20 protein-coding genes and 1 pseudogene are annotated in these 24,685 nt (G+C 45.5%); 9 read left to right on the top strand and 12 right to left on the bottom strand.

All coding sequences use genetic code 11. The features are described 5' to 3' along the window. Nucleotides 1–37: 37 nt before the first annotated feature. Nucleotides 38–1,786 carry a flagellar assembly protein A gene (locus G517_RS0100195; RefSeq protein WP_028302711.1) on the bottom strand — a complete coding sequence of 583 codons (1,749 nt, stop codon included), beginning with the start codon at nucleotides 1,784–1,786 and terminating at the stop codon, nucleotides 38–40. A gap of 342 nt (nucleotides 1,787–2,128) precedes the next feature. On the opposite strand from G517_RS0100195, the gene G517_RS0100200 reads away from it, so the two are divergent. The 7 genes from G517_RS0100200 to G517_RS17135 all read left to right on the top strand — a co-directional run bounded on the left by G517_RS0100200 (nucleotide 2,129) and on the right by G517_RS17135 (nucleotide 10,804). After that, the gene (locus G517_RS0100200; RefSeq protein WP_028302712.1) at nucleotides 2,129–2,461 is read left to right on the top strand and encodes a hypothetical protein; all 333 of its coding nucleotides are present in this window, start codon (nucleotides 2,129–2,131) and stop codon (nucleotides 2,459–2,461) included. 148 nt (nucleotides 2,462–2,609) lie between these two features. Further along, a complete protein-coding gene (gene upp, locus G517_RS0100205) occupies nucleotides 2,610–3,239 on the top strand; it encodes a uracil phosphoribosyltransferase (RefSeq protein WP_028302713.1) in 630 nt (209 codons plus the stop codon). A gap of 72 nt (nucleotides 3,240–3,311) precedes the next feature. Beyond that, on the top strand, nucleotides 3,312–4,559 hold the full coding sequence (locus G517_RS0100210) for a uracil-xanthine permease family protein (RefSeq protein ID WP_028302714.1): 1,248 nt from the start codon (nucleotides 3,312–3,314) through the stop codon (nucleotides 4,557–4,559). A gap of 233 nt (nucleotides 4,560–4,792) precedes the next feature. Next, nucleotides 4,793–6,058, top strand: coding sequence for an EAL and HDOD domain-containing protein (locus G517_RS0100215; protein WP_051205757.1), 1,266 nt, complete (start codon nucleotides 4,793–4,795; stop codon nucleotides 6,056–6,058). 44 nt (nucleotides 6,059–6,102) lie between these two features. Continuing rightward, a complete protein-coding gene (dinB, locus tag G517_RS0100220) occupies nucleotides 6,103–7,212 on the top strand; it encodes a DNA polymerase IV (protein ID WP_036589956.1) in 1,110 nt (369 codons plus the stop codon). Nucleotides 7,213–7,352: 140 nt separating this feature from the next. After that, on the top strand, nucleotides 7,353–8,150 hold the full coding sequence (locus tag G517_RS0100225; protein WP_028302717.1) for a response regulator: 798 nt from the start codon (nucleotides 7,353–7,355) through the stop codon (nucleotides 8,148–8,150). Nucleotides 8,151–8,254: 104 nt separating this feature from the next. Continuing rightward, a complete protein-coding gene (locus tag G517_RS17135; RefSeq protein ID WP_036590006.1) occupies nucleotides 8,255–10,804 on the top strand; it encodes an EAL domain-containing protein in 2,550 nt (849 codons plus the stop codon). A gap of 148 nt (nucleotides 10,805–10,952) precedes the next feature. Here the strand turns inward: G517_RS17135 and bioA are convergent, their stop codons facing one another. Both bioA and G517_RS17140 read right to left on the bottom strand, forming a co-directional pair. Further along, the gene (bioA, locus tag G517_RS0100235; protein WP_028302718.1) at nucleotides 10,953–12,212 is read right to left on the bottom strand and encodes an adenosylmethionine--8-amino-7-oxononanoate transaminase; all 1,260 of its coding nucleotides are present in this window, start codon (nucleotides 12,210–12,212) and stop codon (nucleotides 10,953–10,955) included. A 138-nt stretch (nucleotides 12,213–12,350) separates the two neighbouring features. Then, nucleotides 12,351–13,127: an alpha/beta fold hydrolase gene (locus tag G517_RS17140; protein ID WP_051205761.1), complete on the bottom strand. Its 777-nt coding sequence runs from the start codon at nucleotides 13,125–13,127 to the stop codon at nucleotides 12,351–12,353. A 271-nt stretch (nucleotides 13,128–13,398) separates the two neighbouring features. Here G517_RS17140 and G517_RS0100245 point away from each other — a divergent pair, with 271 nt between their 5' ends. Beyond that, the gene (locus G517_RS0100245; protein WP_028302719.1) at nucleotides 13,399–13,866 is read left to right on the top strand and encodes a flavodoxin domain-containing protein; all 468 of its coding nucleotides are present in this window, start codon (nucleotides 13,399–13,401) and stop codon (nucleotides 13,864–13,866) included. Between the two features lie 84 nt (nucleotides 13,867–13,950). Here G517_RS0100245 and G517_RS0100250 read toward each other — a convergent pair whose 3' ends face one another. The 6 genes and pseudogenes from G517_RS0100250 to G517_RS0100275 all read right to left on the bottom strand — a co-directional run bounded on the left by G517_RS0100250 (nucleotide 13,951) and on the right by G517_RS0100275 (nucleotide 20,779). Then, nucleotides 13,951–14,643, bottom strand: coding sequence for a cytochrome b/b6 domain-containing protein (locus G517_RS0100250; RefSeq protein ID WP_028302720.1), 693 nt, complete (start codon nucleotides 14,641–14,643; stop codon nucleotides 13,951–13,953). A gap of 82 nt (nucleotides 14,644–14,725) precedes the next feature. Next, nucleotides 14,726–16,945, bottom strand: a complete 2,220-nt coding sequence (locus tag G517_RS0100255) for a protein-disulfide reductase DsbD family protein (protein ID WP_028302721.1) — start codon at nucleotides 16,943–16,945, stop codon at nucleotides 14,726–14,728. Nucleotides 16,946–17,186: 241 nt separating this feature from the next. Next, entirely contained in the window at nucleotides 17,187–17,663 is a 477-nt protein-coding gene (locus tag G517_RS0100260; protein WP_028302722.1) for a cytochrome b562, read from the bottom strand. Nucleotides 17,664–17,913: 250 nt separating this feature from the next. Continuing rightward, nucleotides 17,914–18,726: pseudogene (locus G517_RS17145) on the bottom strand (quaternary amine ABC transporter ATP-binding protein); the annotation flags it as partial. Continuing rightward, complete coding sequence (locus tag G517_RS0100270; protein ID WP_028302723.1) at nucleotides 18,719–19,618, bottom strand: ABC transporter permease; 900 nt, start codon at nucleotides 19,616–19,618, stop codon at nucleotides 18,719–18,721. The pseudogene G517_RS17145 and the gene G517_RS0100270, both read right to left, overlap by 8 nt. A gap of 147 nt (nucleotides 19,619–19,765) precedes the next feature. Next, complete coding sequence (locus G517_RS0100275) at nucleotides 19,766–20,779, bottom strand: ABC transporter substrate-binding protein (protein WP_028302724.1); 1,014 nt, start codon at nucleotides 20,777–20,779, stop codon at nucleotides 19,766–19,768. A 182-nt stretch (nucleotides 20,780–20,961) separates the two neighbouring features. Between G517_RS0100275 and G517_RS0100280 the strand changes: the two genes are divergently transcribed. Continuing rightward, a complete protein-coding gene (locus G517_RS0100280) occupies nucleotides 20,962–21,291 on the top strand; it encodes a DUF4156 domain-containing protein (RefSeq protein WP_028302725.1) in 330 nt (109 codons plus the stop codon). A gap of 76 nt (nucleotides 21,292–21,367) precedes the next feature. Here G517_RS0100280 and choV read toward each other — a convergent pair whose 3' ends face one another. From choV to G517_RS0100295, 3 genes are all read right to left on the bottom strand, one after another. Then, nucleotides 21,368–22,570: a choline ABC transporter ATP-binding protein gene (choV, locus tag G517_RS0100285; protein WP_028302726.1), complete on the bottom strand. Its 1,203-nt coding sequence runs from the start codon at nucleotides 22,568–22,570 to the stop codon at nucleotides 21,368–21,370. Between the two features lie 13 nt (nucleotides 22,571–22,583). Continuing rightward, nucleotides 22,584–23,423, bottom strand: a complete 840-nt coding sequence (gene choW / locus G517_RS0100290; protein WP_028302727.1) for a choline ABC transporter permease subunit — start codon at nucleotides 23,421–23,423, stop codon at nucleotides 22,584–22,586. A gap of 214 nt (nucleotides 23,424–23,637) precedes the next feature. After that, entirely contained in the window at nucleotides 23,638–24,627 is a 990-nt protein-coding gene (locus G517_RS0100295) for a choline ABC transporter substrate-binding protein (RefSeq protein ID WP_036589958.1), read from the bottom strand. Nucleotides 24,628–24,685: the final 58 nt, after the last annotated feature.

Below are 24,685 nucleotides of genomic sequence, written 5' to 3' on the forward strand. Positions count from 1 at the left end.
AATCGGTCATCATTTTTAGAGTATGTTTTTTAGAGCGCTACCGCAAAAGAATCTCCCCAGACTCTAGATAGAAGGTCGCTTTACCGAAGTCCTCTTTTAGTACACGACCAATATCGGCGATAACAATGTTGCAGCCAGAGTAGGCCTTTTTAAGCGCTTTAACACGGGCCTTACGACGCGACTGCATCTCGTCCTCTAGCTCTTGGCGGCGCTGTTCTAACCCTGCCATTGCTTTGCTAATGGTTTCTCGGGCTTTCAGAATCTGCTCTTTTTTCTCGGGAGAGATTCGGCGTCTCTCTTCTCGAATTCGATGAATAAGGTCTTTTAACTGCTGGGCTTGTGCCATGCCCTCACGTAATTTCTGCTGAACTTGACTCATTTCATCACGGACAGCATCCAGTGGGCCAACCTCTAGAATGGTTGGCACGGATGCTAGCGTTCCAAGTTGTCCCGCTTCAATATATTCCGTGGCACGTACGTGGCCACCAACAAGCTGACCGGCACCAGAGAGCTTGATAGAATCTGAAGCCCAAAGTCGGCTATGCATGATAAGTGTCTGAGCAAAAATGCTCGCATTACTTTCAACCCATGCATCTTGAATAAAGCGAGCTTTAATCATGCCTTTCGCTCGAACAACGGCATTTTCTCTAGTGGGTTGTTCCGCGTTTAAATGGGGAGATTTTTGACCAATAACACCACCGGCAATCTCGACATTACCGCCGGATATAACCGTAGCGTTGTCAACCAGCCCACCAATTTTAACGTCCCCAGTGGCTTCTAATAACATACCAGGGCTTACACCTTGCTTAACCTGTACGCTGCCATCAAAGCGGATATTACCCGAGCCTAGGCTGACTTCTTCCAGCTTCAAAATATTCTCAACATGCACGCCTTTATCCGTAAATACGGGCATACCTTTTATCGTTGAAACATAAGTACGTCGGTCGGCATAGTCGGGGCGGACACTGGAGTCCATTTTTATCTTTTTCTCTTTGCCGTTGTAAGCTTTGATGGTTTTTCCGTTAACAGAAAAACCATCTTCACCGCTGACAGGCTCCGTTAATTTAAATAACGGTGTTTCTGCAGGAAGTACCGAAAAGTCGCCAAGTTCTCTGAAATCAACCTTTTCATGGGTGCCTTTTAACACTTTAGGCCGTCGTTCAGAAACCTCATCAACAAGAGGAATGATATCGCCATCCTCGCCATCTTTTGGCTTTTGCCCGAAGGCAATTAAATAGCAGCAAGGTTCCGTTATCTTTGCAAGTTGGTCGTCAGAAAACGTCTGATCAATAAACGCGGTGTCTAAGCCGCGAAAGATCCTATTTTTCTGTAATAACTGATCAAACACTTCCCTCGTAAGGGGCGCGCCGCTGCCCATGGCTGGCGTAATTTCAACACCGGCAATAGTTTGATCTGGAGAAGTGTAAACTCGCATTTCAGAATCAACGGGGCCGCCAATCTCAATTTCAAAGCTTCGTCGTTGTTCTATCCCTTTGGCAAGATCAGCTAAACGATCAGGATAAAGGGGAATATCAGCCTCAAGATAGCCTTCGTCGGCAACCATCTGGCGAATGGCCTCCACTGAAATAGGCTGCATCTGAGGGGTTGGTTTGAATGTCGCAATCAATTTACCGTTGTTGTTGACGGCAAAATCCAAACCCGTCACATTCTCCTTAGCTTTAGAGGAGGATTGTTCTGCATTTGGCGTCATTCCAGACGGATTCTCGGTTGTAGGTATAGCTGCAATATCCATATTTTTACTATCATTATTATTGGTTGGGTTCATAGCATTGGATCGCCCTGAGCTAAGCACACATGAAGTTAAGCGACTTCACCATAAAGTCGTTTTGGATTCCACTTTTATAAGTTTACCGCTACTTTTCTTTACCATTGTGTGACTTAGGTTAACGAATGAAAAAGTGTATTTTATTAGCTGGATTCAATATAAATACTCAAAATAAGACTTTTTAACAATCCTTTTTTATTTGAAAGAATTGCTTTGTATTAATATTTAATAAATTGAAGGCCTTGGCGTAGGCAAGTCCTTTAAATCAGGTTATTATCATTCGCGCAAATAATTGTCTGTCGTAACACTAGCAGAGTAAAAAACGGGGCTAAAGGGTATTTAATGACTGATTCATCTAAAATTAGCGAATTGCGCCTGAAGAGGCTGCTCGGCATTGTGCTGCTATCTGAGCTTATGTCTGGTAAACGCAATTTGTTGAATGTGATGCTCGACAAAGGCACCACGATGGAGAAGGACCGTAAAGAACTTGAGTTGCCGCCTATGCCACATAATGCTTGGCAAGGTCTACCCCTTAAGGAACAGCTTCGTAAGGCCCGTCTTGAGTCCGCTATTTTGACGCTATCAGCAGATCGCACCGTTAATCCTAAAAAGAATTTGGTCTATCAAGATCATGTTTATCAGCCGTCTTCTGGCACGGCTAAAAATAAATCGTAAGTGTTTGTTACCACTTTTTTTTGCTAAAGCTATACCTTCGTTTTAAAGACTATCGCATAATTACCCTCTAGCACTCGTTTATGCTGCCTGATGTTCGCCGGCGGAGTGCTACGATTTAAATTTTATGCGTGTCGATTTGAGGGTTCCCATGTCCGTTAATGTAATCAAACATCCGCTCGTCCAGCACAAGCTAGGCTTAATGCGCCAGTATGGTATTAGCACCAAAAGTTTCCGCGAGCTAGCCGCCGAGGTCGGAACACTCCTTACGTACGAAGCAACCCAAAGCCTTGAAATGGAATATGTCACCATCAAAGGGTGGGACGGTTCTAATATTCAAGTAGAACACATCAAGGGTAAGAAAATCACGGTTGTACCCATTCTTCGTGCGGGTTTAGGCATGATGGACGGCGTTATCAACTTGATTCCTAGCGCTAAAGTCAGTGTTGTTGGCTTACAGCGTAATGAAGAAACTTTGGAGCCTGTCCCTTACTTTGAAAAGCTCGTGGGTAAAATTGATGAGCGTATTAGCTTAGTGATTGATCCTATGCTGGCAACCGGCGGCTCAATGATTGCCACGATTGATATGCTGAAAAAAGCAGGTTGTAAAGATATCAAAGTGATTGTGCTGGTTGCTGCACCTGAAGGTATTGAACGGACTTTAAATGCCCATCCTGATATCGAAATTTTCACCGCATCGGTTGATGACCATTTAAATGATAAAGGTTATATCATTCCTGGTTTAGGCGATGCAGGTGATAAAATCTTCGGTACGCTGTAGATCGTTTTGCTTTCCGAATTATAAAAAAACGCTTTTCTAATTCTTAAAATAATGAAAATGTCAGGATGTAGCATGACAACGGAAAATCAATTCGCTTCCGCGACCTCTCCGAAAACAATTCTTACCGGAGCTCAAATGCTGTTTGTTGCATTTGGAGCCTTGGTTCTAGTGCCCCTGCTGACAGGGCTTGATCCTAATGTGGCACTGTTTACTGCAGGTTTTGGTACCTTAATATTTCAGATCGTTACTCGGGGGAAAGTACCGGTTTTCTTAGCATCTTCTTTTGCTTTTATCGCACCGATTATCGCTAGCGTTCAAAGCTGGGGGATTCCCGCTACGATGGGTGGCCTTTTTGCTGCAGGCTTAGCGTATATGCTGCTTAGTGGCATTGTTCGGGTAAAAGGCGCGGGAATTCTTCACCGTATTTTGCCTTCCGTTGTGGTTGGGCCAGTGATTATGGTGATTGGTTTAGCTTTGGCTCCGGTTGCAGTAAATATGGCGATGGGCAAAGCAGGTGATGGTTCCATTGTACTGGTTGAGTATGACAAGGCTATTCTTGTCTCAATGTTCTCTTTGCTTATAACCCTGTTAGTTGCGGTTTTTTCAAAGGGTGTCTTTCGCTTAATTCCTATTTTAGCCGGTGTTGTTTCAGGCTATGCCCTGTCACTAATGATGGGAATTGTGAGTTTTGCGCCAGTGGAAGAAGCCGCTTGGTTCGCAATGCCAGCGTTCACATTACCAGAGTTCCATTGGCAGGCGATTCTCTTTATGGTGCCTGTCGCCATTGCGCCTGCCATTGAGCATGTGGGTGATATGGTCGCTATTAGCCAAGTAACCGGTAAAGATTATCTGAAAAAACCGGGGCTTCATCGCACGTTATTAGGCGATGGTTTAGCCACATCAACCGCCGCACTATTTGGTGGGCCACCTAATACAACCTATTCCGAAGTAACTGGTGCGGTTATGCTGACACGCAACTTCAATCCAATCGTAATGACTTGGGCTGCCATTATTGCCGTCGTCTTAGCTTTTGTCGGTAAGATGGGCGCAGTACTACAGACAATTCCTGTTCCTGTTATGGGCGGGATTATGACCTTACTCTTTGGCTCTATCGCTGTTGTTGGTATGAATACTTTGGTTAAATCAGGCCAAGACTTAACAGCCCCACGTAACCTTAGTATTGTTGCTCTGATTCTAGTTTTTGGTATAGGCGGCATGTATATCGGTGGTGGTGAATTCAGCTTGCAAGGCGTTAGTCTGTGCGCGATTGTTGGTATTATGCTCAACTTAATTTTGCCTAAACATTTAGGTGAAGATTAATATTTTACGATACGGGTTTTAAATTTTAGAGAGGTTTTCGGTTATACTTGAAAACCTCTTTTTTTATGCCTTTCTTTTTTATGTTTTTAGTTGAATCTGAATCTTAATGATTCAATTATAATATATAATTTAAATATTCCACCTATAATGCCACCCTGTTTATTATTGGTATTTACTTCTGCGCAATACCTGCGCAATAAGCGCTTAGTGCCTTCGATTGAGGATCGTTTTCTATGCATGCTAACCAAACTGGTTCGAACGATGGTATTCTAAAACGAAGCGGTATTCAGGAAGAGTACTGTATTGCTCGTCAGCCTATTTGCGATAAGAACTTGAATCTAGTCGCCTATGAGCTGCTATATCGCAATACAACTTCATCTATCAGCGCCTCCGTTAGCAGCCCTCATGAAGCAACAGCTCGGGTCTGTACCGTTGCCTTTATGGATATTGGTATTGACCGTCTTGCGGATAAACACCCCGTTTTTATTAATATGACCGATGAATGGTTGCTAAAAGGCGATATGTTGCCGGAACCCGCATCACGCATTGTGTTAGAAGTTCTTGAAGATATTAAGCCCACGCCAGAGGTATTAGCCGCCCTTAAGAAACTTCGGGCGCAAGGCTATACCATTGCCCTTGATGATTTCGTTTTAACACAAGAAACCAAAGCCTTTTTACCCTTCGCCGATATCGTCAAGCTGGACGTTATGGCCTGTTCAACGGCGGTCTTAGAAAAACGCGTCTCTATTCTTAAGCGGTTGAATATTCCCCTATTAGCGGAAAAAATTGAAACATGGGAAGAGTTTGAAGCCTGTAAGCAGATGGGGTTTAGCTTATTTCAGGGTTATTTTATATCCAAGCCTGAAACTATGCAGAATCGCCCCAAGTCTGATAGCGGTATCGTTTTAACTCAGCTGATGGCGATGCTCCATCAAGAAGAACCTGATATCAGCGAAATAGAGCAGCAGATCTCCCGGGACCCTCAGCTTTATTATCGAATTTTACGCTATATCAACTCAGCCCAGTATTCACTGCCAAGAAAGATCGAAAGCCTACGCCAAGCCATTGTCTTGCTCGGCTTCGATAATCTTAAATCCTTGGTCAGTATGATGGTTTTAGCGGGATCGAGTCGTCGGGGTGATACCCTAATGCCTATCGCACTCTTAAGGGCCAAAATGTGCGAATGCTTGGCAACGAGAAGTAAACTGTCTCCCCCGGAGAACTACTTTACCGTAGGCCTATTATCAATGCTGGATGCTTTTTTTGATCGTCCGTTAGCCTCTATTTTAGAAGATTTATCCCTTCACCCTAGCGTAGAAGCTGCGTTAATCCATTTTGAAGGCCCTTTAGGGCATGCTCTAGAAGTGATCGAAGCTTATGAGCGCGGTGACTGGGCTTTTGTTGAGCAAAGCAGCTTTGATCATAAATTGTTGACGGAGTGCTATGTGGAAGCCATGGCTTGGGCCGACGATGTCGTTGGCGCAACCATTGCTGGCTAATCTGATACGAGATGGATTAAAGGGTAATGGGCGGCGACAGGATAATGGACGGCGATAGAAAGAATAAGCCACGGAAAATCATTCATGCGGATTGTGATTGCTTTTTTGCCGCGGTAGAAATGCGAGACAACCCAGCCTTAAGAGATAAGCCCATTGCGGTGGGTGGCTCGGCGGATAAGCGTGGGGTTATCGCAACGTGCAACTATGCCGCCCGCGCTTTCGGTGTGCATTCCGCCATGCCAACCGCTCAGGCATTAAAACTGTGCCCCAAGCTAGTTCTTTGTAGCGGGCGAATGGACGAATACAAAGCAACTGCCGCTAGAATACGCGCTATATTTTACCAGCTCACCGATAGAGTCGAGGTGGTTTCTATTGATGAAGCCTACCTTGATGTTTCTAATGTGTCCGACTTTCAAGGTAGCGCCACCCGAATGGCGCAATGGCTGAAAGCGGAGGTTCAGCAACAGGTTGGCGTAACCATCTCGATCGGCATCGCCTCTAATAAATTCTTAGCGAAAGTCGCCTCTGACTGGCAAAAGCCCGACGGCTTATTCGTTATCCACCCTGATTACGTTGCAGATTTTATACCTAGCTTAGCCGTAGGACGAATTCATGGTGTAGGTAAGGTCACGGAAGAAAAACTTAAAAAGCGAGGCATTCTAACCTGTGCAGACCTTCAAACATTACCGATGACCGAGCTGAGCGACGTTTTCGGTAAGTTTGGTATAACCCTTTATCAAAGAGCCAGAGGGGATGATTACCGTGAGGTTGTTACCGAGCGCATACGCAAATCAGTCAGCGTTGAACGCACCTTCTCACAAAACATCAGCGATAGTCATCAGTTACAACTGGCCCTAGACAAACTGCTGCCGATTCTTACTCAGCGCTATCAAGGTTATGAATCTCGCCAAGTGCGAAGTGTCTTCGCTAAGGTGCGCTTCGCTGACTTTACGGCAACAACGGTAGAAAGTACGCTGAATACCGCACATCTAACAGGTATACGTTCAACCACAACAGACTGGATTAATGCGAAATGCTTCCAACCCTTGGTACAGGAAGCGGTCGGCCGAGGCGATCTTAATATTCGGTTACTAGGAATTGGTGTTCGTCTACGTGACCCCGAAGGCCCTTGCGAACAGCTTAGCCTTTTTTAAGTCGATGATTTTTCACGACTTAGCTCATTTTTTTACGGATCAATGCTTTTCACTAGTGATCTTTTGCTGCAAATTGCATAGGATTGCAGAATAATTAAAAATCTTCTTGTTTACATCTTACCTTCCGGAAGTATTGCTCTATGGAAAGCTTGGCCGTACAGGACTTATCAATTGTTTTGGTAGAACCTTCCAATACTCAGCGTAAAATCATTATTAATGAACTAGAAGGAGAAGGCGTCGCTACCGTGGAAGGGGTGGGAAGTGCCCGTGAAGCCTATGCGCGACTTAAAACGTTTCAGCCGGATCTTCTTATTACATCAATGTACTTACCCGATGCTACCGCTGCGGAACTTGTTGAACTGCTACAAAGAGACCCTGTAACGGCAGATATTCCTGTTATGGTCGTTTCTAGCGAACAAAACTACGATAACTTAGAAGCGGTACGCCAATCCAAAGTTATCGCTTTACTGCCTAAGCCTTTCTCACGCCAAGATTTACACCGAGCACTTTTAGCCACCATCGACTATATCAGCCCAGATGAGCTGGATCTTGAGCTTTATGATATATCCAGTGTGCGCCTGTTAATTGTTGATGACAGCCGAATGGCGCGCAAACATTTAGCTCGTGTTATGAGTCAAATTGGCATTGTTGATATCACCGAAGCCGTTGATGGATTAGATGCCCGCAATATTATCCAAAATAATTCTTTTGATCTGATCCTGACCGATTACAATATGCCGAATATGGACGGGCAGGAGCTCATTAGCTATATCCGCAATGAGACAGAGTTGTCTCACGTCCCTATCCTCATGGTCACGTCTGAGGAAAATGAAGCTCGCCTTAGTTCCGTTAAACAGGCAGGGGTTTCAGCGCTGTGTGATAAACCTTTTGAAGTAACACAAGTAAAAGGGTTGCTGGCCTCGTTGCTAGAAGGATAGAAACATACTTTAACGGGCGCTTAACACGGACGTATCAGCCGGAGAATGGATTGGTGTTTGAATTGAAGCATAAGCCAGCACAAGAAAAAAAAATAGATCGTCGAATGACCTTTACAACCGATGTACCTGTTAGTGACGTTATTCATAACAGCTTATTAAGCTGTAGCCTAGAGGCCAGTTTGCATGATGCGGCCCTGGAAATGAATAAGCATCATGTCAGTTCGATCCTTGTTATGGATGCAGGTAAACCTGTCGGTATTTGGACCGAGGCTGATGCCCGTAAACTGGATTTTACCGATCGCCATATCGGCGAGAGAAAAATCAGCGATTACATGAGCACACCGGTCGATACCGTATTTTCTGATGAAAGTTTAAGTGAAATAGCGCTTAAATTTCAAAGACTTCGCCGTCGACATTTCCTTGTCGTCGACCACGACGAAACCCCAATGGGAGTGGTGTCCCAGTCCGATGTTATTCGGTCTCAAGGTTTAGAGCATTACCTTTGTATGCGTAATGTTCGCACAGCACTTAAGCAAGCCCCCCTTGTTCTTGATGAAAACCTTTCGCTATCTGATGCCGTCGTTCGCCTGCAAGAAAGCCAACGTGATGCGGCGGCGGTTCGCAGAAATGAAGAGCAGTCTTACAGTATTATCACAGAACGAGACATTGTTAACTGGCTGGCAACGGATGTTACCGATCGCACCTTAAAAGAGGTATGCCATAACGAGCTTTATGCCGTTGATGAAGATACAGGACTACTGCAAGCCAGCAATCTACTGAAGACAAAAGGCTTTCGCCATTTAGGTATTACTAATCATCGAGGCAGTTTAATAGGGATTTTATCTTACAGTGATATTCTAGACAGCGTTGAGTACGAATACGTTAATCGACTGCAAGAAGCCTTACATTCCCGAGACGAAGCCTTAAAGGCATCAACCACCCATTTACGCTTAGCCCAGCGCGTGATTGAAGCCAGCCTTGACGGTATTATCATCACCGACAAGCGGGGCATCATTGAGTCGGTAAACCCCAAGTTCACGCAAGTAACGGGCTATAGCGAAGTCGAAGCGATAGGCCAAAGCACTAAATTGCTCAGTTCTGGTCGCCATTCTGCCGATTTTTACAACCATCTTTGGAATGAACTGCAGCATAACGGTTATTGGCAAGGTGAAATTTGGAACCGTCGTAAGAATGGTCAAGTTTACCCTGAGTGGCTGACCATTACCGGTATCTACGATGATGATGGAGAGATAGCCCAATTTGCCGCTATTTTTAGCGACATCACCGACCGTAAAAAAGATGAAGAACGCATTCGGCGCTTAGCTTTTTTTGATGATTTAACCGGGGTCGCTAACCGTCGCTTGTTTCAAGATCGACTGGAGCAGGCAATCTCTAATGCCCAGCGCCACCAACACCGTTTAGCGGTTTTGTTCCTTGATCTGGATATGTTTAAGCGTATCAACGACTCTCTAGGACACCTGATCGGCGATGAAGTCCTTAAAGTTGTCGCGGGACGTTTAGCACATACGGTTAGGGAAGGGGACTCTGTCGCCCGTTTAGGCGGTGATGAGTTTACCGTTATGGTGCCAGAGGTCGACTCGATGGAAGGACTGATGGTTTTAGCTCAGCGGGTTAATGAATCCGTTAGCGAGCCGATCTCGGTCGGTAACCATGAGCTTTATATCTCAACCAGCATAGGTATCAGCATCTATCCTGATGATGGTTTAAACCCAGAAGATCTTATTAAGAATGCCGATGCAGCGATGTATCGCGTTAAAGCCGATGGCCGAGGCAGTTATCACCGTTATACCGATGCCCTACATTACGACTCAGTTCGAGAGTTGACGATAGAAACACGCTTAAGAAAAGCGATCAAAGAATGCAAATTTGAAGTTAAATATCAGCCTAAAATTGAATTGGATACAGGCCGGTTAGTGGGCTTTGAAGCACTACTGCGTTGGCATGATAAAAAAAGCCGCTTAATCGTATCCCCTGCGGAATTTATCCCAGTGGCGGAGCGACTAGGCTTAATTGGCACCTTGGGTGAGTGGGTTTTAGAAGATGTTTGCCGTAAATTGGTTGAGTGGGATAGCGCCGGTTACAACGTTGTCCCGGTTGCGGTAAATATATCCGTTCAGCAGTTAATGAAAGGTGACTTATCTGCCACTATTGCTCGTATTGTGAAAAATACGGGGGCTAAGGCAAGCTGGCTAGAATTAGAAGTGACAGAAAGTTGCTTTATCCCTGAACAGGCCGACCGTATTGCCGATATTTTGCATGCCCTGAGGATGCAAGGTATTAGTATCTCGATTGATGACTTTGGAACCGGGTATTCCTCTTTAAGCTATCTTCGACGACTGCCCTTAGACGCCCTTAAAATCGATCGTGCTTTTGTGATGGATGTTGCAGATAACGCCGATGATGCTCGTTTAGCCTCCACCATTATCGCCATGGCAAAAGGTCTAGGCTTAAGAGTTGTGGCAGAAGGCATTGAAAACGAAGCTCAGCTAAACTTCCTGCGAAGCCATCACTGCAATCAAGGGCAAGGCTTTATGTTTGCCAAGGCAGAATCTGCAGATCAGGTCGCGCTATGGCTATCCGGTGAATGGAATCCTTTGGTAGAGCTGGGGGTTCTGGATGCTGAATGCCTATAAGATGACTGCAAGCTAAATGCCGTTAAACGGGAATCTATTAACCGCTAACGTTGTTATTGTCATCAAAACGTCGTCAAAACAGAATAGAAAATAAGCGCGGGGATGGTCGAGGCGGTAATAAAAAGCCAAGACTAAACCCGCATATTTTTCACCGATCAAACCAAGCTTTCATTACCTGCGTGATTTTTCTGAGCTGCTCTGGCGTTATAATATAAGGCGGCATCGTATACAGATAACAACCAAAAGAGCGCAGCCAAACGCCTCGTTGAGCGGCAAAATCTTGTATACCCGCTAGACTACTGGCATTTTTCACTTCGATAACAGCCGTTGCGCCCAACACCCGTGTCGTTAAAACCTCATCATGCTGAAAGCTAAGTAACTCATCTTTTAATAGTTGATTCAGTACGGCAATTTTCTCAAGGTAATTATCTCGCTCAAACACCTCAATGCTTTTTAGGGCAACAGCACAGGCCAAGGGGTTCCCCATAAAGGTTGGGCCATGCATAAAAGCTTTGCTCGGATCATCATCCCAAAAGGCATCAAACACACGATCGGTAGCGATCGTCGCGGCGTGCCCAATATAGCCACCGGTTAATCCTTTGCTTAACACCATAATATCGGGGGTAACCGCAGCGTATTCTGCGGCAAAAAGCTTACCGGTACGCCCAAACCCCGTGGCAACTTCATCAAAGATAAAGAGAATATTGAACTCATCACAGAGCTTACGGGCTTCTTGAAGATAGATAGGGCTATACATATTTAGCCCACCAGCCGCCTGAAGCAAAGGCTCCACTAAAAAGCCGGCAATCTCTTCATGGTGTTGCTCAAAAACCTGACGTAGGGCGGCAATATCAGGGGCAACCTCCTCTGCGGTTGCATCAAATACCGCTGTCGGAGCGGGCGCAAAATGATGCTTAGGTAACAAACCACTAAAAAGGCTGTGCATACCCTCTTCGGGATCACAAACCGACATACAACCGGTTGTATCCCCATGATAAGCCCGCATAAGAGAGGCCATTTTGAATTTTCTATGCAAGCCTTGGTTTTGCCAAAACTGGACAGCCATCTTCATGGCGACTTCCATGCCTACAGAGCCGCTGTCACTGTAAAAAACATGGTTTAACCCATTTGGTGTAATCTCAACCAATTTCTTCGCCAGCGCCACAGCAGGGCCATTTTTTAGCCCACCCAGCATCACGTGGGAAAGCTTGTCCGCTTGATCGTGAATGGCCTCGGTAATATCTGGATGCTTATAACCATGAATCATACACCACCAAGAACAGGTGGCATCAAGCAGGCGCATACCGTTAGTCAGCTGAATGTAAGGGCCTTCGCCCGTTTCCACTTCATAGTTGACTTCCAGATGCTTCATTTGAGCATAGGGAAACCAGAGACTCGTATCCTGCATAAACCACCCTTGGTAAACCAAAAAACATTAAATTAGTTTACCATAAGGTGATAAATAGAGCACCATCGGAGAAACAGCATTGATTATTGGGCAACCGGTCAGCCAGAGAATTTCGCACTATTTCGTTAAAAAGCCCGATTAATGACCATTCAGTCGATTCAAAAAGCTAATAATGGCACCGTTTACCGCCTCAGGCTGCTCCATAGGGCTTAAATGCGCAGCGCCTTCAATTAAGGCAAAGTGGCTTTGCTTGAGTTGTTCCGCTAGAAACTCACCGTATTTGGGCGGAGTCATTTTATCTTGGTCTGAACTAATCACGAGGGCAGGACAGGCAATTTCACCAATATCATCAAGACGATCAAAGCTATTACAGCTGGAGAAATCGTTAAAAACGGCACTGCGTTCACTTTGCATCAGCAGCTCTATAAATTGGTCGCTAATATCTTGATCAACGGTGTCATTTAACGCGTATTGAGCAAGCGTGCGAACAAATAGAGGATAATCATCATGGATTTGCTCTAAAAAAGTGCTCTGAACTTTTAAGCGCGCCCCAGTATTAACCAGCACCAAGCCCGCAAGTTGATCGGGGTACTGCATAGCAAATTCAAGGCAAACCGCACCGCCCATGCTGTGACCCGCTAAGATGAGTTGCTCGCTACCAAGCTCTTGAGCCAACTCTGAAAGAGTATGAGCGTAGTGAGCAATACTTTGATCACCGCCATGATGGGCGCTCATCGCATGACCGGGTAGATCAACGGCGATCATGTTAGCGTGATCACGTAATCCTGTAAGTTGCTCATTCCATTGGGCATGGTTAAGTCCCGCGCCGTGTACCATCAGTATCGTCGGCAGATCGTGGTTAAGCGCTCTGTGGCTAGAAAGGTAACCAAGTTCATTAAAATCCTGAGCAAACATAGGGATCATCCTTGTGCTGTTATAGAGTTGTGTCAAAGCGGAGTCGTGTAAAACCGTTATATTGTAAAACCAACTATTTTTATCGTTAGCTTTTTCAAATAAGTGTTCAGACTAAACATAGATCATAAATAATACAAATGAACCGCCTTGATAGGCATCAAAAAGTGTATAAATTTTTTATAAGAATCACTATAATTCCGACTAAAATAGTTGGTTAACTGGGTAAGATAGCTGGTTAATAGGACAAAACAGTTGGTTAACAGGAGCGTTTATGGCCACAATTAAAATTTTGGTAGGAACCGTCTACGGTGGGTCCCGTGACGTTGCAGAGCATGTTAAACCAGAGCTTGAAGCAAAAGGTTGCCGCGTTGATATTTCAGAAGACCCGAGTATCGCTGATTTAGAGAATAAAACACTAGAAGGGATATTGATCGTTTGCTCAACCACTGGGTCAGGTGATTTTCCGCCAAATTTTGATAAGTTTTATCATCAGCTGCAAGAGAATGGTGCAGCATTATCTCAGCTTAAATACGGCATTATCTCATTAGGTGATAGTTCTTATGATGAGACATTCTGCGATGCTGGTAAAAAAATGGATGCCGTCTTGGCAGAATATGGAGGCCAGCGTATCGGCCGACCACTAGAGATTGATTCTGCAGAACATTTTGATGCCACAGAACCTGCCGGTGACTGGATTGGCCGTTGGATTGATCAGCTGCAGCAGACTGAAATAGCTTAAAGATAGAAAAAAACAAACAGCCTCACCAGTGGGCTGTTTGCTTATCACCATTTGTTTTATGGCATCATTCTTATTAATACACTACTAGCCAAAGTTACTGATCAGCCACCAACCAAGAGCCGAAAGCAGGGCGACCACAATCAAGAACCGGATAGCGGGCAGCTCTGACTGTCGTACCGATTGAGCCATTGATAACGGCACTTTTTTAACGCCGGTGACCATCGCTTTAATCAAACGCTCCCGCTTGAACGCATCATGAAACAATACAGCGGCCACGTGCAGTACAACTAATCCAATAAGAAAATCAGGCAACAGCAGGTGTATCTCACTAAGGCGCGAGATCCATTGGTCACTCAAGTATGGAACTAAAGGGCCGTCAATAAAAATGTCGTCCGTAGTGCCAAGGCCACTAAAACCCTGCGCAAGTAAGATAAGAATTAACGCAACCACCATCCATCCGCCAACCGGATTATGACCAACGTAGTGAGAATCGCTATGCACAGACATCACATCAGGTATCGATTTAATTGTTTTAATCGGAGAACGAATAAAATTAATAAAGCGCGCGTGATAACTGCCTAAAAACCCCCAAACAATGCGATAAATAATAAGGCCTAGCACGGTATACCCAGCCAGAACATGGTTATCCATCTCGACCCCTTCCGTGCCGCTCCACCATAAAAAACCAATAAGAACGACCAGAGACCAGTGAAAAAGTCGGATACTAATATCCCAAACTTTTACCGCCTGTTGTGCTTTATCTGGTGTCGATTCCATGCTCACTTCTCCTACTTGTATTCACTTATATTAAATAGCTGTTCACATTGAATAGCTTTTACTTGATGGGCCTATCTCGCGATCAGTTTAACCCTTTGGCCCGCTCAATAGCCGACAGTAGCGCGGCTTTACTGAGTATTTCACCCAGAAGGATTCCGTTTGGTGCCCCTGGGCCATAAACAGCATTAAAAGGGATGCCAAAGCGTTGATGGTCACTGAGATACTGGCTAATCACAGAGTCAGGGCGCGTCCAATCACCTCGCATAGGAACAACCCCTTCAGCGCTTAAGGCTTGTTGGATAGGATCGGTATTGATCACCGCAATCTTGTTCGCCATGCAGGTAACACACCAACGCGCGGTTATATCGATAAAAACAACATGGCCATCAGCCACGTAGGCATCGATGCGGGAAGGTTCAAAGGCTACCCACGACAAGGTGTCCTCTGCATCTTCAACAGCAAGAGTGTTTGTCGTTGATGGTGGCAACCAAGGGATTAAAGCTAAGGCGATAATCGGCAAAGCCCAAAGAAGACGATGACGTTTTATCAGTAACCACCAAAGCAACGCCAGGCTTATTATTGCAACGACACCGGTCAGCACGATTAAGTCAGACAACACCCAAAACAACCATCCCGCAGTAATTAACAGCCCCGTACCAAGCACTCGCTTTAAGGTCAGCATCCAACGACCTGGCTTAGGCAGTTTATAAACCCACGTCGGTTTTAAGGTCATCAAAAGATAGGGCAAGGCCAAGCCAACGCCAAGAGCAAGGAAGATCAGTAACAAGCTTTGATTGTCTTGGGAGAAAGCAAAGCCAATAGCGGTGCCTAAAAAGGGTGCAGAACAGGGGGTTGCCAGCAACGTTGCCAGCACACCTTGGGCAAACGAGCTTGTGAGTGAGTGCTCGTTATGCGCCGCGGTCGAATGGCTTTTATTGCCGATTTGAGCGACCCATAAAGGCAAACGAAACTCAAACAACCCCCAAAGATTACCGGCAAAAGCCACGACGATAAGCGCCAAGGCACCAATAAACAACGGTTGCTGAAACTGAATCCCCCAGCCAATGGCTTGTCCACTTGCTTTTAAAGCGATCAAAACGGCAGCTAGCAGCATAAAAGAGCTGACAATACCGGCTGCGGTGGCGATAAAACTGCGGCGAATTTGACCTTGAGAAAGCTCACTATGCTTAATTAAATGCAGCACCTTAATCGACAGTACCGGCAACACACAGGGCATGAAGTTAAGAATAAAACCGCCCACTAGCGCCATTAGCAGCATCAACCAAAGATCTGTATTCGGCTCACTGACAGCAGAGCCATGACTGGCGGTAACAGGGTTACCCTTAATAAGGGTTAGAGCTTTCTGCAAGGGCTGCCAGTCCACATTAAGAGAAAAATCACCCTGCTGCGTGCGTATCACTAAATGAGCGGGTTCTGTTTCACTGGGTAGGCGCTTGCGCTGAATAGGGAATTGGGCACGCCATAATTGATCGGTACTGTCTTCAATGGCTTGAGGCGCTGCGATAATCGGTGCATCTAGCTCTGGCTCCGGTGTCAGCTCGGGAAATAAATCTAAAAGCTGCATCGTTTTAGGCAACTGTAGCTGAATCTCTACACGTTTTTGCGCGGCATCCAATTGAATCTGAGACGTGTGAACCCCTGCGGTCGAGGCCTTGCGAGGTATTTGACTGATAAACTGACTGATTTCAAACGCCGCATCAACATCAAGCATACCGTTTTGGCTTAAATCACTTGGCAGTGCGTCCCTAGGAATCACGGGCTTAAAACTGACAGGGATACATAGCTCACGGCAGATTAAAATTCTAACATCCAGGGCAATATCGCCACTTCTTTCTTGGGTAGCAGGATCAAGAGAAAGAGATTCTAGGGAAAGTAACTCAAGTGTTAAATCAAGAGGAAAGATAACCCGTTTCTCATAACCGTAGAGCTGAAATCCTTGAAAATCGAGCCTTAATGGCGCGGGATAATACAAGGCTATATTTTGAACAACACTATTGTCTATCGCGATAATTTTTGGCGGAATACCAGCGGCTCCCGGCGTACGCCAGTACGTTTTCCAGCCATCATCCATGGTGATTTCAAGACCCGCTTTTAATGTCTTTGTCGAGGCCGTAGGCCCATCTTCAACAGCGGCAATAAGCAGGCGAGCTTTAGCTTGCGGTGTTTCTATCCAGTCACTTTTCGCCCCGTAGGCAAGGCTACTCTGGATAATAATAACTAGAAACAACACCCAAAAAAGGATGACCGAAGGATAGGCGGAAAAGCCAGAAGAGTGTCTCAAAGTCGATTCCTATTAAATAAAATATTATGTCAATAAAACAGCATGGCAAGCATAGCAAACTTGCAGCGGTGAGACAGTCGTCGGTTAAGCAAGTTCATGTTGAAGCTTTTTTATTAGATAGATGATCAACAGTTTGATGGATAGGCCAAGTACATGGAATAAAACAGGTTGAAGCGGACAAAAACATAAAACCTGACGCGATGTCAGGTTTTATTCACACTTTTCTTAACGTAAACGAAGACTACTCGTCATCACACTTCTGTTTAAAGGCTTCATGACCTTTTTTCGTGTGTTTACCAATTTGCTGCATCAGATCCATAACTTTATCAGAATCTTTAGCTTTTTCAGCCTCACCCAGTTGAGCTAAAAGGTCTTCAAGCTTTTCCATACCTTTTTGGTAGTTACCTTTCATTTTGGCTTGCTCACTTTTAGACTTGCCCTGAGCCTTGAAAGGTGTCTCTTCTTTTGAGCTAGCAGACAGCTCTAAAAGAGCTTCACGGCTATCAGCCATAACAGCCCAATCATCCGATTTAGCTGCATTTTTATAGGCTTTAAGGTGATCTTTCATTTCACCCATATGATCAGCCAATTTAGTTTCGCCACACTGACCCATTTGACCTTTACCGTGAGTATCGGCCATGACATTGTTCGCTCCTAGAAAAAGAGCTGACGCCATAGATACCGCGATTAAAGATTTTTTTAGTCCCATTGCCATCATTTTTTTATCTCCAGCTAATCATATTTATAGGTTCCATTTTATAAACAGGACACCTTTGTTCCATTAAAATCTAACGAATTCCTGCCCTAATCATAAACGAGCCATCCATAAGAAAGGACTTATATATCACAACAGAAAACCATTAGTCCAGTTAAGTAAGGTAAAGTTCCCTTCTTGTATTTTCTACTGATAAAAAAACTAATCAAATGTATTTTATTGATAGAAAACAATGAGTAAGACTAGCGTTCTAGCGTCGAACATTTTGCACAAAGGCCTCCACATACTCATCTGCAGGATTATGCAATATATGTTCCGGTGTTCCCTGCTGTACCAAAATACCATCTTTTAAGATGGCGATACGGTCGCCCAGCTTGACCGCTTCATCTAAATCATGGGTGATGAAAACGATTGTTTTGCGTAACCGGCTTTGCAATTGCTTTAGCTGATCCTGCATTTCGGCTCGAATCAACGGATCAAGAGCTGAGAACGCCTCGTCCATAAGCAAAATATCAGCATCGGTACACAATGCACGGGCTAGACCAACGCGCTGCTGTTGCCCACCAGAGAGCTGATTAGGATATTGTGCATCATATCCCTCCAAGCCCACTTGCTTTAGCCAGTAACGGGCTTTTTCCCGACGCTTGGGTTTATCAACCTTCTGAATTTCCAGTCCATAGGCGATATTATCCAATACCGTTCGGTGCGGTAGCAAGGCAAAGCGCTGAAACACCATAGACAGGTGTTGCTGGCGAAACTGTTCTAGAGCCTTGTTTTTTAGCTGGGTAATATCGGTGCCTTTAATCCATATCTCGCCCTCAGTTGGGTCGATCAAGCGGTTAAAGTGTCGTATTAACGTGGATTTCCCAGAACCCGACAGGCCCATAATGACAAAGATCTCACCGGGTAGAATATCCAGATTGATATCCCTTAGCCCTAGCGCATGTTCGTGCTCAGCTAATAAAGTGTCTTTGTGAATGCCCTGACGAACTAAAGGCATCACTTTTTGCGGTTGTTTACCGAAAACCTTAGACAGATGCTTAATGCGGATAATAGGCTCAGTCATGCTGCGCCCTCTGAAGATGACGCTGACTACGGTGGGCATAAGATTGGGAGATACGATCAAATACTATCGCCAATACAACAATAGCCAAGCCATTGAGTAATCCCAAGGTAAAATACTGATTAGTGATCGACTTAAGCACCGGCTGCCCCAATCCCTTCACACCGATCATAGAAGCCACAACCACCATCGAAAGCGCCATCATAATCGTCTGATTAATGCCAGCCATAATAGTTGGTAGCGCCAAAGGTAGCTGCACGCTGGTTAAACGTTTTAAATAACCGGCCCCAAAAGCAGTGGCGGCCTCTAACACATCTTTATCCACCAAACGTATGCCCAAATTAGTGAGGCGAATCACTGGAGGAATCGCATAAATAATAACCGCAATAACCCCAGGAATACGACCGATCCCTAACAACATAACCACGGGAATAAGATAAACAAACGCGGGCATCGTCTGCATCACATCCAGCGCAGGCGTTAACAAACTTTGCAGACGGTTTGAACGAGCCATCAAAATACCAACGGGAACACCAATAGCGATAGCCAGTAACGTACAGACCAGAATAATACTCATCGTCTGCATGGTGTCTTCCCACATACCAAAGTAGCCAATAGCAAAGAAAGCAATTGCGACGCCTAAACAAAGTTTAATCGAGCGGCTAGCCAAATAACTAATCGCCGAAATCACCAAAATAACCAGCCACCAAGGCGTGGTTAACAAAAGATGCTCAAAGCCGATTAATAAAGAGAGTAGAGGATCAAAGAAACTTTCGATCTGGTCGCCATACGCACGGGAAAAATCTCGGTAGGCGCCGTCCAGTGCTTTACGGATAGCACGTAGATCTGCACGCTCCATTTCAGGGAATTCAGAGAGCCAAAGGGCGTCAGCCATGGAGCATCCTGTAGGGTCTAGGAGTAAAAAATTAAGAGAATAAGGCCGCCCACGCGGCCCTAATCATAGCGAGATAACATCATGAAATAGCGAGGCTGTTTGAACATTGCCGCTTTTTTCGAAATTAAGCGCTTTAAAGTCGATCAATTAAAGGCGATCAACCGCGCGTTTTAGGTTTTCAGCCCTATCCGCTGGCAACCACTCTTGCCAAATATCAGGATAGGTGAGCATAAAATGCTCCATGGCGTATTCGCCATCAGCCTGATTATCTTCCATCCAAGCCAAAAGAGTGCTCATCTGCTGATTGGTAAAGCTGCGAGTGGCGATATATTGATAAGCAGCCGGTGCTTTCTTGGCAAAATCGGTAGTGGTAATACTATGTACTGGTGCAGCGGGGTATTGCGTCACGTGAGGACTCGTACAATCCGCTTGGGTGGTGCAGTTGCGGTAATGCTCCAAATCAACACCGGTGCCAAAATCAACCTTGACCATTGGATATTTACCCATCACCGGCGTTGGAGCCCAATAGTAGCCAAACCAAGGGGCCTTACGATCATAAGCTTTAGCCAAAGAACCCGTTAAAGCAGCACCAGAGCCGGGGTCTACCATCTCAAACCCCGCATCCTCTAAATTGAGGGCGTTAAACAAATGCCCTGCCGTAATTTGACACACCCAACCCGCAGGGCAGCCATAAAAGGCCGAACGGTCATCATATTCTGGGTGATCAAATAAATCAGCATGTTTACGGACACCGTCAATCGTTGCAAGCTCTGGATACTGATCAACCATATATTTTGGCACCCAAAACCCCTCTTCACCGCCTTCCGATAACACCTTACCGGCATAAAGCAAGCGACCCTCTTTTACACCTTGGTCCAGCTGCGCCTTTGACGAGTTAGTCCAGAGCTCCGGCGCAATATCTGGTTCTCCTTTCTCTATCATAGAGGTACTGGTCGGCACAGAATCACCGGGCACTAATTCAGCAGTACAGCCGTAAGCATTTTGCAGAACGAACTGATCAATATGCGCCATTAACGTGGCCGTATTCCAGTTCATATCCGCGATAATAACCTTACCGCAAGACGTGTCGTCAGCGGCTTGAGCCGTAAGCGGCACGCTGAGCGCTAATGCCAGAGGAAGAGAAGTGAGCAATGCTTTCATAACGGAGTCCGTTTTTTGAAGGTATGGATAAATTTTACAGACCTAAAGATTAGTGTCCAATCTAAGATAGGGTTTCATACGAAAAAATAACAAGACAGAGCTGCCACCGGTAATAAAAAAGCATTTTTTACCGACAGGGGATCTCGTGCTATAACCTATTGAGTCAAAAGGAGATACATAACATGAATACAAAATCATTAATAAAAGTAGGTGTATTACTATCAGGGCTAGCTTTGGTGTCAGCCTGTAGCTGGGTAAAACCTGTAGAAGGTAGTGATCAAGTTGCCTTAGTAAAACAGATGAATGTAGCGGGTTGCCAAAAACTGGGGCACACGGTTTCATTTGTAAAAGACAAGGTTGCAGGCTTAACCCGTAACCAAGAAACCGTTCTTGAAGAGTTAATCACCTTAGGTAAAAACCAAGCTGTTGATATGGGTGGGGATACCATCGTCCAGACTGATGCAGCTGAAGAGGGAAAAATCGGTTTTGATATCTACAAGTGCTTGCCATAAAGCAAAAGTACAAAACGAAAATACAAAATAAAAGTATAGGACAAGGCGGTTACTTAACCGCCTTTACCCCTAAAAATCAATCCGCTACAAAGTGCTTACCGAGTAAGGCGTAGTAAAAGTTATTATCATTGAGAACACCGGTAAACTGGCCGTCCTCCTGTAACAGCACCGGCAGGCGGCTGCTAAACCTTAGATTGATGGCGTCACGCATACTGATATCCGGTGTGGCAATGGCGAATTGGCCTTTAACGCCGTCGCCTTCCTGCCATTCACCAACCGGCAGTATGTCATCACCTTTCCCTGCTTGCTCAACCTTGCCGTTTTGTAAACGCACCCAGTAATGGTGATTGCGGTCAATAATAATGCGGCGCTCATCATTTTTTTGTTCTGTCGTAAGCAGATCAAGGCCTGTCATTAGCGTGCGTCCACCAAGAACATTCAGCGGGTTGGTATGGGCAACAAAATCTTCGACGTAAGGGGTTTTAGGATGCAGCACAATATCTTCTGGCTTGTCATGCTGGATGATTTTAGCCGATTCCATAATGGCAATATGACTACCAATCTTTAGGGCCTCATCCAGATCATGACTCACAAACAGGATGGTTTTTTTCATCTTGCGTTGCAGTTCGATCAACTCATCCTGTAGCTGAGCACGAATCAAGGGATCAAGGGCGGAAAAAGGCTCATCCATCAGCAGGATATCGGTATCCATTGCGAAAGCGCGGGCAAGACCAACACGTTGCTGCATACCGCCGGATAGCTCATGGGGCTTGGAGTGCGCCCAATCACTTAAGCCCACCATATCAAGCTGCTCCATCGCACTTTTCTGGCGCTCTTTTTTACCGATGCCTTTCATCTCTAAACCAAAGGCAACATTCTCTAGCACCGTCAACCAAGGCATCAGGGCAAACTTTTGAAACACCATAGAGATACGATGGGTGCGCAGGTGCTGCAGGGTGTTTTCATCGCAATTAGCCAGATCGATAACATTATCGCCGTCACAGACCTTCAAGCTGCCACGGGTGATCGGATTCAAGCCGTTTAAGGTGCGTAAAAGACTGGATTTACCCGAGCCAGATAAGCCCATCAGTACGCAAATCTCACCCTGTTTAACACTTAAGTTTGCATTGTGTACACCAACTACAGAGCCGGTTTGATCAATAATTTCCTGACGTGACAATCCCTTATCTAGCAGTGCTAAGGCTTGCTCTGGCTTTTCGCCAAACACCACGTCTAGATTTTTAATCTCTATCATATTTTTTTCTGTATTTGTGCTCATGGTGTCAGGCTCCTTAGCGATCACGGTTCGGTTGCTTGCACAGGCGATCTAACATAATAGCAACCAAGACAATGGCTAAGCCTGCTTCAAAACCCTGGGCGATATTAACAGTGTTAAGCGCACGAACAACGGGCTTACCTAAACCGTCAGCACCAACCAGCGCAGCGATAACCACCATCGAAAGTGACAACATAATGCACTGGGTAACGCCTGCCATAATATTTGGCATGGCCGCGGGCAGCTCTACTTTAAACAGTAACTTCGAGCGCGTCGCACCAAAGGCTTTTCCGGCCTCTAATAGCTCTTCAGGCACACTGCTGATACCCAACGCGGTTAAGCGAATAGGGGCTGCAATGGCGAAAATAATGGTTGAGATTAGCCCCGGCACCACGCCTAGACCAAAAAGAATCAAAGTAGGGATCAGGTAAACGAAGGTTGGGATGGTCTGCATCAGATCCAACACAGGCCGAATAGCAATATTGAATTTTGGATAGTGAGCCGCAAGAATACCGATCGGAATACCAAAGAGAACACACATAAAGGTCGCCATAAGCACCAATACTAGCGTTTCAATCATCTCTGACCAGTAGCCTAAATTGGCAATAAAGAGTAAAGAAGCGACCACAAAAATCACTAAGCCGATGGAGCGTTGTAGCCACCAGCTCAGTATGGCAATACCGGCGATTAAAATGCCAGCGGGGGTGAAAAGTAGAATATCGGTGACACCTAGAATCAACCATTCTAAGGAAAAAGCGATAGCATCAAAAAATCCGGCGGCATTTCCAGTCAGCCAGTCAACAAAGGACTCCATCCATTGGCCCATGGGAAGCTTGTGTTCAGTGATCCAGTTCATATCGGGTTACCCGAGTGTTGTTTACAACATACATGCGGCTGACAAAGGCAGCGAGGGATAGTTCAGAGGGTCTTACTTTAAAGCGTTACACTTTTTACGGCGTTAGACTTTCAAAATATTAGACCTCAAGGCTTTAAACGGAATGCCCATGATTCAGGGTGATCATTCAACAACCGTTTAAAGCCTAGGTCTGCTTTTCTAAAATCTAAACCAATTACAGTTTTAAGTATTGCTTAACCGCAGGCAGACCCGGTTTGCCATCCAGTGTTTTGACACCGTTTAGCCACTGTTTCAGTACCTCTGGGTTGTTACGCAACCATGCATTAGCCGCTTGCTGAGGTTTCTTACCATCGTCCAAAATCGCACCCATCACTTGGTTTTCCATGCCTAGGGAGAACTCAAGATTGGTCAGCAGCTTGCCCACATTTGGGCATTCTTGGCTGTAATTTTTACGGGTGTTGGTGTGTACGGTTGCACCGCCAAAGTTGGGGCCAAACCAGTCATCGCCACCATCAAGGTATTCAATATCAAAATTGCTGTTCATCGGGTGTGGCTCCCAACCTAGGAAAACAACCCACTTGTCACGGCGTTCCGCCCGTTTCACTTCAGACAACATACCCGCTTCAGAGGACTCGACCAGCTTGAAGCCGTTTAGATCAAAGGCACCTTTGTCGATCATATCTTGGATAAGACGGTTACCATCATTACCCGGCTCAATACCGTAGATACGACCTCGGAATTTGCTTTTGAATTTAGCAAGATCAGCAAAAGTGCGTACGCCACCATCAAAGGCCGCCTTGTTGACCGCCAGCGTGTATTTAGCGCCGGTTAAATTGGTTTTAACGGTTTCCACCGTGCCGTTATCGCGATATTTAGCGATGTCGCCTTCCATCGTTGGCATCCAGTTACCCAGAAAAACATCCAGCTCACCAGAGGCTAAAGATGTATAGGTAACAGGTACCGATAGCAGCTGGGTTTTTGGCGTATAGCCTAAGCCTTTAACCAGTTCAGAGGTAATCGCCGTAGTAGCGGTGATATCCGTCCAGCCAACATCAGAGAAGCGGATCGTTGAACAGTCTGCAGCATGGGCACTACCAGAAAGCGCAAGGGAAAAGGCACTGGCAGAAAGGGTTGCGGTAATGGCCGCGAGCGTTTTTGCGAGTGTCTTCTTAGCTAGGGTGGGCGTTTTCGTATTAACTTTCATTATTGCTTCCTTCTCTTATCTTTTTTTAGTCACTTAAGAATGGCCAGCAGGACGTTCC

This window comes from Oceanospirillum maris DSM 6286 (genome assembly GCF_000422865.1).
Classification (GTDB): domain Bacteria; phylum Pseudomonadota; class Gammaproteobacteria; order Pseudomonadales; family Halomonadaceae; genus Oceanospirillum; species Oceanospirillum maris.